Source organism: Hyphomicrobium sp. LHD-15 (assembly GCF_031157355.1).
Classification (GTDB): Bacteria; Pseudomonadota; Alphaproteobacteria; order Rhizobiales; family Hyphomicrobiaceae; genus Hyphomicrobium_C.
Window position 1 is genome coordinate 779,990 of sequence record NZ_JAVIFT010000001.1, and the last position, 13,246, is coordinate 793,235.

Here is a 13,246-nt window from a genome sequence, read left to right on the forward strand (position 1 = left end):
CCTACTCTTTCTCCATGGTGCATTGTAGAGGATGGCCATGCTGGCGTGAGAAGTCCATAACCTGCGTCACCTTTGTTTCGGCGACCTCGTAGGTGAACACCCCACAGATACCGACACCCTTGTGGTGAACATGCAGCATGATGCGAGTCGCTTCCTCGCGCCCTTTGCTGAAATATTTCTCCAGCACGAGAACCACGAACTCCATCGGCGTGTAGTCGTCGTTGAGAAGCAGTACTTTGTAGAGCGAAGGCTTCTTGGTCTTGGGGCGCGTCTTGGTAACGAGGCCGGTCTTGCCTTCCTCGCCCCCACGATCGTTGCCCGCGCCATTTTTGCCCGCCATTCTCAGTCCTAGTGTCATCTTGCCCGTCGTCGATCGTTTCACGCCCCCCGGGGCAATGCCCCGCGTCGTCCCCACCATGTTACGCGGCTAGCTTGCGCCAGCAATGCCCTTCGCACATTCCGACACGATGGGCCGCACACGACGGGGACAGATGTTCATTTCACCAGACCAATCGGGCGAAATGAAAGTAAGCATTTGCGGCCAATAAAAAAGGCCCGGAGCAAAGCGCCCGGGCCAATCTATTTCGTCACACGCGGGCTGGGGAAGAGATACCCATCCTAGGACGGCCCAAACTACCTGCCGTTCTGGAAAGCTTTCTCAACAGGCTTATAAGCGTCCTTGGCGAGATTGGTGTACATGCCGCCGATCTTCGTCAGCTGCGCCACATAGTCTTCGTAGGCGCGCTTGGCAAAGCTCGACTGGATCTCGAAAGCCTGCTCCAGCGACTTGGCGCCCGCGAGCTTCTCGAAGGTTGCCGTGCCATCTTCGAAGGCACGCTTCGAATAATCCGTCATCTCGGCGGCAATGGCCTGCCAACTCTTGTTCCACTCACCAAAAAACTTCACGGCAGTGTCGACGTTGGTTTGGCCGAACTTCTGAAAATCCTGGAAGTTGTTGATCATGGGGGTGCCTGCTGCTGATCGGTTGAAGAAACCGCACTATCCGGCGCGGGACTTCAGAGTAGTTTAGGCGCGCCGCACCAATTTTCAAGTATTTTGTTGCGGCGCAACATCGGCAGTCACCGAGACGTTAACTTTATCGCAGCACGCTTCGGATACCGTCCCATCGCATTCTGTCCGCAACACATTTGCGGCGTGCTTCTGGCCTGTGCAGAGACAGGATCGGCCGCAAAGTGGCCCAGAAGCATAGGCATTGAGGCCCGGTTCGATTATGGTCAGAGGCTCGACGGAGGGCTTCGCCGGCTCCGACCAATCGACAACGAGCTTAACGGGATAGGGGGCTCCTTGGCGACTGTCGTCACGCGATCGATGCTCTTGCTGCTCGCGCTTGTGGTTTCCGCGCTGGCGCCGATCGATGGCGCGCGCGCCCAGGATGCAAAGAAGATCAAGCAAGCGTCGATCGTCGTCGACGCCAACACCGGCAAGGTGCTGCACGAGCAGTTCGCCGACGCGCCGCGTTATCCGGCCTCCCTCACCAAGATGATGACGCTGTATATGGTGTTCAGCGAAATCGAGCAGGGACGGCTCGGTTTCGATACCAAGATTACCGTCAGTGCACGGGCGGCCGGCGTGGCGCCTTCCAAGCTCGATCTCGATGCCGGCGAGGAGATCGCCGTCCTCGATGCGGTCAAGGCGCTGATCACCAAATCCGCGAACGACATGGCGGTTGCTCTGGCCGAGCATATCGGCGGCACGGAAGTGCAGTTCGCGCGTCTCATGACGGAGCGCGCGCGGCAGATCGGAATGGGCTCCACGACGTTCCGCAACGCGTCGGGCCTCCCGGATCCGGGGCAAATCACCACCGCGCGAGACATGGTGACGCTGGGGCTTCGCCTGCAGGACGATTTTCCGAAGCACTATCGGCTGTTCTCACTCACGCAGTTCGTCTATCGCGGCAAGACTTACCGGTCGCACAACACGCTGATGCACGGATTTCCGGGCATGGACGGCATCAAGACCGGCTATACGCGCGCTTCGGGCTTCAATCTCGTCTCGTCGGTCAATGCCGACAACAAGCACATCGTAGCGGCCGTCTTCGGCGGCAAGACCGCGCAAGCGCGTAACGCTCACATGCGCCTCCTTCTCTATCGGGCGCTCGAAGACGCCTCGACGCAAAAGACCCGCCTGCCTGCCCAGCAGTTGATAGCGACGCCGCGCCCTGCGAAGAAGCAGCCTGTCGTCGCTGACGCCGTCGACGTCGCGTGGGCGACCGAGACCAAGAAATCCGCGAAGGCAAAGCCCGCCGAAAAGCCCGCAAAGGTCGCGGCCAAATTGCCGCCTCCAGCCCCCGCTCCGGCCGTGCGTCCTACGCCGCCAGCGGCCGCTCGGCCTGACGCCATCGCCCAGATGCTCACCACCGGTAGTGCGGGCAAATCCGCGCCGCGGAACGACGGAGCGCAAGTCGCGGCCGCCGATCCGACACCCCAGTCTCCGCGGCTCGACCTCGCGGCGCTGCGGGCGGCGATGTCGGAATCGGAAGCCGAGCCCACCGCCCAGGGCGATGCCGGCGAGCGCACGCTTCAAGCCTCGGCCGCACCCGGCCCGCAAGACATCGCCGGGTTGATCCGGAATTCGATCGTGGATGGCGCTCCTGCCGCCCGCACGATGGCGGACACCCAAAAGGCCGCGGATGCGCCAAGCGACCGGCCGGTCGCCCGTCCACCTTCGACGCTCAATTCTCAGGCGAGCGCGCTCACGGCCTTCGCAACGCCCGCAAACGCGGCTCAGCCGTCGCGCCTCAAGGGGCCGATCCCGCCGCCGGAATCGAAGTTCACCCCCGCGCGGGTGGGCGTCGGCTACGAGATTCAGATCGGCGCCTACAATACTGCGCAAGAGGCGCAGAATAAGCTGGATGCCGTTCGCGGCCGTGCCGTCGGCCTGCTCAACGGGCACGGTGCCGTGACCATCCCGGTGAAGCGCGAAGACCGCCAGATCTTCCGCGCGCGCTTCGTCAATTTCGACGAGGACACCGCCTCCAACACCTGCCTCGAGCTGCGCCGGCTCGCGATCGACTGCTTCGTCATGCGAGCCGAATAGGCCTCCCCTCACCTTCAAAGCCTCATCCCCCTCCAAGGATCGTCCCATGCTGCAGGATTGGCTTCAGGTCGCCGGTATCGCGATCGATCTCGCCGGTTTCACGCTTCTCCTGCGCGAGTGGTGGCTCGCGTTCTTCCATGAATCCGACACCATCGCTTTCGAGCAGCAGCGCGCCTGGGAGCAATCGCTGCGCCATCAGCACCGCTCGCACGCCTCCGACCAGCTCCGGACGCATCTCGATGCGTCGGCGCGGATCCACGACGAGATGACGACGCGCGCGGCGCGCGAGCGCCATCTCGCGACGCTTCGCTCCCGCAAGCGCGCGTTCGTCGTGGCGACCGTGCTGATCGTTCTCGGCGCTTTGCTGCAGCTTGCCGGCGCATTGCCCGAGCCAATCTTTGCCGCGCTTTTTCAACCGCGCTGATTGAGCAGCACGTCCTTGGCCTCGTTGACCTGCGCCGCGAGATAGGTCGAGCCGCCGCGATCGGGATGCAGCTTCAGCATCAGGTCGCGATGGGCGCGGCGGATGTCCTCGTCGGTCGCGCCCGGCTTCAACCCCAGTATCTCGTAGGCTTCGGCGGGCTGCATGCGCCCTTCGTGATCGCGCATCGCCCGCTCGCCGCGCGCGACGTCGTCGCGCCAAGTGGGGTGGGCGCGATCGAGATAGGCTTCTAGAAGCTGCGCCGATTGCGGATCGATGAAGCGGCAGTCGTGCCACAGCAGCGCGACTTCCATCGGCTTCAGACTGTCGAGATCATGGCCGGCGAACATGCCTTTCAGCACTTTTCCTGACATGCCGCCGCTGTCGTGGTCGAGCTCCATCTCGAGGTGATCGGTGGTCACGGTCGAGGTCTGGCCGGGCGTTTTTTTGGCCGCTCCGCCACCCCAGCTCGGCACTCCGCTTCCCGACCCGAGCAGCCAAGAGCCGAGCGCGCCGAGAAGCGCCGCAGGGCCCGGCATGCCCCTCACCAGAAACAGGGTGGCGGCTCCCAGCGCCAGCGCTCCGCCAGCCAAACGGATCTGGCGCGCCATGATGGTCGGGTTGGCCCGCGTAAAGCCTCCGATGACCAACAGCGCGAGCACGAGCGCCGCGAGGCCGAGTAGGAAGAACTGCATCAGTGCGTCACTCTCGGCGTTTCCTCATCCGGCCCAATCTACCCGACGGCACGGACGAGCGGAATCCGGCGCGCACTTTCTCAATTTAGAACTCACTCAATTTAGAGCTTAGTTACGCATCTGTCCAAGAAGGCGGCGTGCGCCCTCGCTGCCGGGCTTGGCCAGCATCGCCTGGAGAGCCTTGCGGCCGCCGGCGGCATAGACCGCGACGGCTGTCAGCAGCTCGCGCAATTCCGCCGCCGATCCCGGTCCGAACCGGCAAGCCGCCCCGTTCGTCAGGCGCGCGATTTCGGCAAAAGCCCGGGTCGCATTCGGGTCGTTGCCTTCCTGGAACAGGAACGCGGGAACGCCGAGCAGCGCCAGCTCTCCAGCGCGTCCGGCCAGTTCGTCGATCGGCTCCTCGACGGCATCACCGACATAGACAAGGGCACTGATCCTGGCTTTTTCAGACTCTCGGCGCGCGTGCGCCAGCACCTTCCCGATCTGGGTATATCCACCGTGACAGGCAACCTGGCGCATCAAGCCGGCGAGCGCATCGGCGTTCGTCACCCAGCGCGAGGCCCGCGCCTCCCCGGCGCCGCGGAAGTACATGAGCTGCACTTCAAGCGAGCCGATTTCCTTCACGGCACGGAACATCTCCGACTGCAGCGCGAGCGCCATATCCCAGGTCGGCGCGCGGCTCATGGTGGCATCCATCGCGAACAGAAGACGCCCCCGCTCCGCGCCCGCCGCCGGAGAGAGCGCCTTCACCTTGGCGATGAAATCGGCAACCTCCGCGCTGGACGCGGGGACCGCAGGCGCGGGTTCGCGGCCGGTCGTTTGCGCGGCGGCCGGCGTCTTGGCTTGCTTGATGTCGGGCGGTCTGGTCTCGCGCGCCATTGCGGCTCCGGGTTCGGGCTCACTCTCCCCTAACATGGCGAGCCATAGCCGCACTGGCAATGTGTCTGAAACCGCGGCTCAGTCGTCGGCCGGGACGCCTTCGGTCAGGAGGCCGACGTTGCCGCCGGTCGCGGTGATGTCCGTGCTGCGGACACGCTCGGTCGCGAAGCGCGCGACGTAGTTCGGACCGCCAGCCTTGGGGCCGGAGCCCGAAAGCCCCTCGCCGCCGAACGGCTGCACGCCCGGCACCGCGCCGATCTGGTTGCGGTTCACGTACAGATTGCCGACGCGGGCGTGCTCGGCCACGTAATCCGCCACGTTGCCGATGCGGCTGTGGAGAGCCAGCGTCAGCCCGTAGCCCGACGCGTTGATCGCCTCGACCACTTTCGGCAAATGGCCGCCGGCAAAACGAACGACATGCAGGATGGGGCCGAACACTTCTCGTTCCAGGAGGCCCATGCGCTCGATCTCGTAGCACGCAGGCGTGACATACGTGCCAGCACGGCAGGCATTGGGAAGCCGCACGTCGATCAGCTCACGGGCGTCACGCTGCATGCGGACCTTGTGGGCTTCGAGCGCATCCTGGGCGGCTTCGTCGATCACCGGGCCGATATCGGTCGCGTAATCGAAGGGATCGCCGACGTCGAGAGCTTCGATCGCGCCGGTCAACATGCGGATGGTGCGGGTTGCGATCTCGTCCTGGACGAACAGCACGCGCAGCGCCGAGCAGCGCTGGCCGGCACTGTCGAAGGCGGACCGCACGGCGTCGCGGATCACCTGCTCGGGCAAGGCACTGCTGTCGGCGATCATGGCGTTGAGACCGCCGGTTTCGGCGATCAACGGCACGATATCCGCCTTGCGGTCGGCGAGCGCTTTCTGGATGGCCCAGGCCGCCTCGTTGCCGCCAGTAAAGGCCACGCCCTTCACTCTCGGGGATTTGACAAGCGCCGCGCCAACCGCGCCGCTTCCCGGCAAGAGATGCAGAACGTTCTTCGGCACGCCGGCTTCGTGCAGGATGCGAACGGCCAGCATGGCGGCGACCGGCGTCTGCTCGGCCGGCTTGGCGAGAACCGGATTCCCGGCAGCCAGCGCAGCGGCAATCTGGCCCACGAAGATCGCAATCGGGAAATTCCACGGTGCGATGCACGCAAACGGACCGCGCCCCTGCAAAGCCAGCGTGTTGGTTTCGCCGGTCGGGCTCTTGAGAGCAATCGGCGCGCTCATCAGGCGGCGCGCTTCGACCGCATAGTAACGCAGGAGATCGGCGGTCTCGCGCACCTCGGCAAGGGCCGCCGGCAGCGTCTTGCCGGCTTCGCGCACCAAGATCGCCATCAGCTGCGCGCGGTCGCGCTCCACCATATCCGCCGCGAGATCCAGAATTTTGGCCCGCTGCACGCCACCGAGCTTGTCCCAGCCGTGAGCCGCGCGCTCGGCACTGAGGATCGCGGTGTCGACATCGCGGGGGGTCGCGATGCGCACGCTGCCCAAACGCTCGCGCCGATCATGCGGGCAAGTCAGCAGCGCGGCCTGCGGGCCGCCGACGGTCTCGACGCCGTCGATGATCGGACCAGCATCGAACGAGCGCGCGAGGACTGTCTCCATATCGGAGACGAGAGCCTGGCGCGCGGTGCGATCCGTCAATGCGACGCCGAACGAATTCTTGCGCTCGGGCCAGAAGATGTCACGCGGGCGCGGTAGCGGCTTGGCCGCACTCTGCTCCAGCCGTTCGCGCTCGGCGGCCTCGACCGGATCGCGAATGATCTGAGGGATCGGAGCTTCGGCGTCGGCAAGGCGGTTGACGAACGAGGTGTTGGCGCCGTTCTCGAGCAGGCGGCGGACGAGGTAGGACAGAAGATCCTCGTGCTCGCCCACCGGTGCATAGATGCGGCACGGATGAATAAGCTTGCCGGGGGCGGAGACTTCTTCGTAGAGCGCCTCGCCCATGCCGTGGAGGCGCTGAAACTCGAACGCCGTCTGCCCTGCCGCGACGATCGCCGAGGCGACCGTATGCGCGTTGTGGGTCGCGAACTGAGGATAGAACGCCTTGGCGTCCGACAGGATCAGACGCATGCAGGCGAGATAGGATACGTCGGTGTGCACCTTGCGGGTCAGCACCGGATAATCGGCAAGGCCGCGTTCCTGGGCCCATTTGATTTCGCTGTCCCAGTAGGCGCCCTTGACGAGGCGGACGGGGATGCGCTTGCCGGTTGCTTCCGACAGGCGCCGAAGCCATCGAATGGTCGGGATCGCGCGCTTTCCGTAGGCCTGCACCGCGAGGCCGAGGCCGGTCCATTTCGCGAGGGCCGGATCGACGAAAGCGCGGCCGAAAAGATCGAGCAGGATCTCGTGGCGATCCTGCTCCTCTGCGTCGATCGTCACAGCAAGGCCACGCGCTTCGGCCGCCCGAAGCAATTCCATCAGCCGCGGATAAAGCTCTTCGGAGAGGCGCGCTTCCTTGCCGGGCTCGTAGCGCGGATGCAGCGCCGACAGCTTCACTGAAAGGCTGGGCCGGGCGATCAGCGCGTCCGGATGCGACAACGGATTGGGGCCGGCTGCGACGCCAACAGCGTCGATAGCCGCCATGTAGCGGTCAAAGTAGCGCTCGGCGTCCTTCTCGGTCTTGGCCGCTTCACCCAGCATGTCGTAGGAGAAACGGAAGCCGCGTGCTTCGTACGGGGCCGAACGGGCCAGAGCGTCGCGGATCGAGCGGCCGAGGACGAACTGATCGCCGAGCAGCTTGACGGCTTGGCGCACGGCCTGGCGGATCACCGGCTCGCCCGAGCGCGCAGCAAGGCGCTTCAAGGCCTCCCAAGGGTTCGCGCCGCGTGTTTCGCGAAGCTTGACCAGCCGCCCGGTCAGCATCAGGCCCCAAGTCGAGGCGTTGACCAGCAGGCTGTCGGAATGGCCGCGATGGCGCTCCCACTGACCGCCCGCGATCTTCTCGGCGATAAAGCGGTCGGCGGTCTCGGCGTCGGGGATGCGCAACAGCGCTTCCGCGAGGCACATCAAAATGACGCCTTCCTCGCTCGACAGACCGTACTCCCGCATGAAGGCATCGACGCCGTGGTGCGCGCCGGCCGTGCGGGCGGCCTCGACCAGCGAACGGGCCAGATCCGACGACCGGCGGCGCTCTTCGTCGGTGAAAACGGCGCGCTCGACCAAGCCGCCGACCAGACGGGTCTCGTCGGTCAGGTGGTGAGCAGCGATCTCGTCGCGCGGCGGAAGCAGGACTTCACCGGCAGACACGCCGGCGAACTCGGATTTTCTCAGCGCAACCATGGAGTCCCCTCTTCTCAGCGAGAGCACACCTGATTCTTAGGGCGTTTGCACAGTAGCAGATGGAACCTGGCTGTGAGTTGTACAACGCCCCCGGGCTATCGGGTGACAGGGCTTTCGAGCACCCCAACCGGCCGCCTAAGCCTTTGTTGAATGGCGTTTTTCAGCGTATTCCCGAGACGTGAAACATCGCCCCGCCTTCAACCCACAATTTGCGTTGTCCATCAGTTGTTTACTCCTTGCAGATAAAGTTTTTAGGCAACTAGGAGGCTTCGTGCACAACCGGGACCCGATCTCGGGCGCCGCCGGCATTGTCCGTTCGGAGGACGCAAAGCCGGTCTCCGGCGCCTCAAAATTCGGCCGCCTCGCCTCGAGCGGAAAGATCCACCGGGTCTATTTCGTTCTGGCAGCCATCAACGTGGTCGTGATGATCGCGAGCCTCTCGCTCGCGCATCACGGCAACGCGCTGCTGTTCGGCACCTTGCAATCGACGCTGACGCGCAACACCCTGCTCGAGAAGATCGACGAGTTCCGCACCATCGCCGGCCGTGTCAGCGCGCCAGGCAACGACGTGTTCCAGAGCAAGGATCCCGAAGCGGAGCTTGGATTCCTGGAGGCCGCGCTCTCGGACTCCCGCCAGCACGCCGATATCCTGCTCAAGGGACTCTCGATCATCGACGAAGACTGGCTGCTCGCGCAGCAACGTGTGTACGTCGGTAAGATCGACAATCTGATCGTTTCACTTGGCCTCCAGGCACGCAACGTGCTCGAGACCTACCAGCGCGGCAACATCGAAGCGGCCATCGTCCGTGCCGCCCGTCTCAATCAGCAGCACAGATACATCAACTTCACCGTCGGCAAGGCGGCCGAGGCAATGCGCAAGGCGGAAGCCGCGGAGAAGGTTTTGCGTCTCCAGGTTTCGCAAGGCATGAGCCAGGTCGAGCTGGTGCTGGCGTGCGTCGTGTTCTTCGTCGTCGGCTGCGTCACGATCTATGGTTTGCGGCTTGCCCGCCTGCTGCAGGCCCAGCGCGACGAACTCGCCTCCTTCAATACCGCACTCGAAGCCCGCGTCGCCGATCGTACGGCCGAGCTCGAAACGGCCAACGCACGCGCGCAGGTGCTCAATTCCGAACTCGCGTTCAAGGTCAGCGCCCTCAAGGACGCGCAGGCGGAAATGATCCGCAAGGACGAGCTCATTCTACAGAGCGCGCGTTTCGATGCCGCTCTCCAGCATATGCCGATCGGGATGTCATGGTTCGACGCCGAGCGCCGGCTCGTCACGTGCAACCGCGCGTATCTCGAGGTTTACGGCTTCGACGAGAGCCTCGCGGAAGCAGGAAGCACGCTGGACGCACATTTCAATCGCATCAAGCAACTCGCCGAAGAGGGCGGCAACACGCCCCGGACAAACTACCTCGACGAGGCGCTTCTCCAGCATCGCGCGGAAATGGACGTCAATGGGCGGTGGACCTCCGAAAGCGAACTTTCCGATCAGAAGATCGTGCGCATGACGTCCGGCCCCATTCCGGACGGCGGGTGGATCCTCATTCACGAAGACATCACCGACGAGCGCCGCCGCACCGCGCGGATCGCGCATATGGCGGGTCATGATGCCCTCACCGATCTTCCGAACCGCATGCTGCTGCGCCAATGCGCCGAAGGCGCGCTGGCCGAGCTCGACAGCCTCGGACACGTTTCGGTCCATCATCTCAATCTCGACCGCTTCAACGACGTGAACAATACGCTCGGCCACACCGTCGGAGACGAAGTGATCCGACAGGTTGCAGAGCGGCTTCTCGCCTGCGCCGGCTCGGCCAATACGGTGGCCCGCGTCGGAGGCGACGAGTTCGTCGTGCTGCTGACGACGGCAAACGCAGCCGCAGCCGCCCCTGATCTCGCGAGCCGCATCCTGGAGGCGATCAGCGCGCCGTTCGAAATCGGCGGGCGGAAGGTCAAAATCGAAGGCAGCCTCGGCTATGCGGTGGCTCCCGCGGACGGCACCGAGGCCGATACACTGTTCCGCCATGCCGACGTTGCGCTGCGTTTCGCGAAATGCGAGGGCCGCGGACACTGGAAGGCGTTCGAGGCGGGCATGGAGGAGCGCCTTTCCGAGCGGCGCGATATCGAACGCGATCTCGGCGAGGCGATCGCCAACGGCGAACTCGAAGTGCACTACCAGCCGATCATCGAAGCGAAATCGCGCAAGCTTTCCGGCGCCGAAGCGCTGGTTCGCTGGCGCCATCCGACGCGCGGGCTGGTGCCGCCGGCCGAGTTCATTCCGATCGCCGAGGAGAGCGGCCTTATCGGCGAGATCGGCGCGTGGGTTCTCAAGACCGCCTGCACGCAGGCCGCCAAATGGCCGCAAGGCATGCGGATCGGCGTCAATCTCTCGCCGATCCAGTTCCAGAGGGGCGAACTGGACGCGCTGGTCCGCGACACGCTGGCCGAAACCGGCCTCGCCCCGGCTTCGCTCGAACTCGAACTCACCGAAACCGCCTTGCTCGCGGACAGCGACCAGACGGTCGGCGTCCTGCAGCAGATCCGTGCCCAGGGCGTGCGCATCGCTCTCGACGATTTCGGAACCGGCTACTCTTCACTCGCCTACCTCAGGCGTTTTCCGTTCGACAAGATCAAGATCGACCGCTGCTTCATCGCCGATCTCGACGCAAACCGTACCGATACACTCGCGTTCGTGCGCGCGATCTGTGCGCTCGGACATGCGCTGAATCTCACCATCACCGCCGAAGGCGTCGAGACCGAAGAGCAGCTCGCGGCCGTCACCGAGGAAGGCTGCACGGAGATCCAGGGCTATTTCTTCAGCCCGCCTGTGCGCGCCGACGTCTTCGACCGGCTGTTGCTGGCCTTCGGAGCGGTAAGCCGCGCGTCGAGCCCTCCGCGCGAACGCCATCGCGCTTCCTCCGCGTCGATAGAGCCGTTCAAGCGGACACCTTCGCAGGCTTCTTGAGGGCGTATGTCCAGTTCCTCTTGACGGACGGCCCGCCCCGGCGTCACTTCCCGGCTGCCCCACGTGCCACTGCGCGCGGGGAGACCGGAGTGAGCCTTGAATATCGTTCGGACGATCGCAGACCTCAGGGGTGAGATCGCGCGCTGGCGCGTCGCCGGGCAGAGCATCGCGCTGGTTCCGACCATGGGTGCGCTGCATGCCGGGCATATCGCGCTCGTCGGCGCGGCGCTTTCGATAGCGGACCAGGTTGTCGTTTCCATTTTCGTCAACCCGACGCAGTTCGCGCCCAACGAAGACCTGGCGCGCTACCCGCGCGACGAGGCGGGCGATGTGGCGAAGCTCGCGGGCGCAGGCGCGCACCTGGTTTGGGCCCCCAACGTCGCGGAGATGTATCCGCCGGGTTTTGCGACCCAAGTGGCGGTCGGCGGCGCGGCCTTGCCGCTCGAGGGCGAATTCCGGCCGCATCATTTCGGCGGCGTGGCAACGGTGGTGTGCAAACTTCTCTCGTCGGTGACGCCCAATATCGCGCTGTTCGGCGAGAAGGACTTTCAGCAGCTCGCGGTGATCCGCCAGATGGTGCGCGACCTCGCGCTGCCGGTCGCGATCCACGGTGTGCCGACAGTACGCGAGGAAGACGGGCTCGCGCTCTCCTCACGCAATGCCTACCTCAGCGAGGATGAGCGCTACATCGCGCCGATGCTTTACAAGGTGATCACGGACGTGGCGCGGGGACGCGACCCCGACGAGGCTGGACAGGCATTGCTGGCTGCCGGTTTTGCCAAGCTCGATTATATCGCGGTGCGCGACGCTGAAACGCTCGGACCGTTCCAACCGGGAACGGGGCGCCCCGGCCGGGTGCTTGCCGCTGTTTGGCTCGGCAAAACGCGATTGATCGACAACGTCAGCTGCTAGTTGGTGGTTTCCGGCTTGCGGGTGGCGAGCCACAGACCCAGCGCGATGAGGCCGATGCCCACGCCGTGGTAGGCCTGGAGACTTTCGCCAAGCAGCAGAACCGCCAGAATCGTCCCGAAAACCGGGACGAGGTACACGATCATGCCCGCGGTGTTCGCACCTCTCAGCTCAGCCACGCGGTTGAACGCGAGGTAAGCCAGGATCGACGCAAACAGAGCGACGTATCCGATGGCCAGAAACGCGTTCGTCGTCACCGGCATCGGGCGCACCAGAAGCGTTTCTCCGATATAGAAGGGCAGCAGCAGCAGAGCGCCGAGAGCAAAACTCGCGAACGCAAAGCTCGGCCCGTGCACGGGTGGGCGAAGGCTCAACAGAACCGTGTAAGCCGCATAGCTCACGACCGCAGCCAGCATCCAAAGATCGCCGCGCTTGAAATCCAACCCGATCAGGATTTCCGGGTCGCCATGAGACACGAGCGTCAAGGCGCCGGCCAATGACGCCACCACGCCTGCAGCCTGACGGGGCGTCAACGTTTCCCGGAACACGAGAAAGCTGCCGAGCACGACGAGCACCGGCATGCTCGTTTGCAGCATGACGAGATTGAGCGCGGTCGTGGACTGGGCGCCAAGATACAGGAACGTGTTGAAGATGCTGATGCCCAGCGCGGTCAGCACGATCATGATCGGCCAGTTCTTCGCCATGATGGCGGCGTCGCCGCGCAAATGGCGCCAGGCGAGCGGCAGGATGAGGATTGCGGCTGCCGTCCAACGCCAAAACGCGAGCGCGATCGGGGGCACTTCGCCGGCAACGCTGCGCGCCACAATGGCGTTTCCGGCCCAGAACAGGCCCGGCAGCAGCATCAGAAAGCGCGGCTCATCGGCAAGAGCCCGCATGCAGCTGACCAGACGGGACGATCCGCCGGCGTTGTTTCCTGACATGTCCCGGTATCCCAGCGCGCTTTTGACTGCTCAGTCGCCCGAGACGGGGATACAGGAGCCGGCGCGGCCGAGCAAACGCTTATGACAAAGCGGCGTTTCGGCG

The 13,246-nt window shown here is 64.6% G+C and carries 10 protein-coding genes; 4 read left to right on the top strand and 6 right to left on the bottom strand.

The genetic code is table 11. From position 1 onward, the window contains the following. Position 1: 1 nt before the first annotated feature. Positions 2-340 (bottom strand): ATP-dependent Clp protease adapter ClpS, encoded by a 339-nt coding sequence (gene clpS, locus RCO24_RS03580; protein WP_072397208.1) that lies wholly within the window; start codon positions 338-340, stop codon positions 2-4. Positions 341-633: 293 nt separating this feature from the next. Further along, complete coding sequence (locus RCO24_RS03585) at positions 634-963, bottom strand: phasin family protein (protein WP_308960027.1); 330 nt, start codon at positions 961-963, stop codon at positions 634-636. 342 nt (positions 964-1,305) lie between these two features. Here RCO24_RS03585 and RCO24_RS03590 point away from each other — a divergent pair, with 342 nt between their 5' ends. Beyond that, positions 1,306-3,057 carry a serine hydrolase gene (locus tag RCO24_RS03590; protein ID WP_308960028.1) on the top strand — a complete coding sequence of 584 codons (1,752 nt, stop codon included), beginning with the start codon at positions 1,306-1,308 and terminating at the stop codon, positions 3,055-3,057. A gap of 46 nt (positions 3,058-3,103) precedes the next feature. After that, on the top strand, positions 3,104-3,481 hold the full coding sequence (locus RCO24_RS03595) for a hypothetical protein (RefSeq protein ID WP_308960029.1): 378 nt from the start codon (positions 3,104-3,106) through the stop codon (positions 3,479-3,481). On the opposite strand, the gene RCO24_RS03600 is transcribed toward RCO24_RS03595, so the two are convergent. The 3 genes from RCO24_RS03600 to putA form a co-directional block, all read right to left on the bottom strand. Then, positions 3,469-4,173 (bottom strand): DnaJ domain-containing protein, encoded by a 705-nt coding sequence (locus RCO24_RS03600; protein WP_308960030.1) that lies wholly within the window; start codon positions 4,171-4,173, stop codon positions 3,469-3,471. The two genes, RCO24_RS03595 and RCO24_RS03600, sit on opposite strands and share 13 nt — an antisense overlap. A 108-nt stretch (positions 4,174-4,281) precedes the next feature. Then, positions 4,282-5,052 carry a VWA domain-containing protein gene (locus tag RCO24_RS03605; RefSeq protein WP_308960031.1) on the bottom strand — a complete coding sequence of 257 codons (771 nt, stop codon included), beginning with the start codon at positions 5,050-5,052 and terminating at the stop codon, positions 4,282-4,284. Positions 5,053-5,130: 78 nt separating this feature from the next. Beyond that, positions 5,131-8,331, bottom strand: a complete 3,201-nt coding sequence (gene putA, locus RCO24_RS03610; RefSeq protein ID WP_308960032.1) for a bifunctional proline dehydrogenase/L-glutamate gamma-semialdehyde dehydrogenase PutA — start codon at positions 8,329-8,331, stop codon at positions 5,131-5,133. Between the two features lie 271 nt (positions 8,332-8,602). On the opposite strand from putA, the gene RCO24_RS03615 reads away from it, so the two are divergent. Beyond that, positions 8,603-11,293, top strand: coding sequence for an EAL domain-containing protein (locus RCO24_RS03615; RefSeq protein ID WP_308960033.1), 2,691 nt, complete (start codon positions 8,603-8,605; stop codon positions 11,291-11,293). A 96-nt stretch (positions 11,294-11,389) separates the two neighbouring features. Then, positions 11,390-12,205 carry a pantoate--beta-alanine ligase gene (gene panC, locus RCO24_RS03620; RefSeq protein ID WP_308960034.1) on the top strand — a complete coding sequence of 272 codons (816 nt, stop codon included), beginning with the start codon at positions 11,390-11,392 and terminating at the stop codon, positions 12,203-12,205. Here the strand turns inward: panC and RCO24_RS03625 are convergent. Then, positions 12,202-13,143 (bottom strand): DMT family transporter, encoded by a 942-nt coding sequence (locus tag RCO24_RS03625; RefSeq protein ID WP_308960035.1) that lies wholly within the window; start codon positions 13,141-13,143, stop codon positions 12,202-12,204. The two genes, panC and RCO24_RS03625, sit on opposite strands and share 4 nt — an antisense overlap. Positions 13,144-13,246 lie beyond the last annotated feature (103 nt).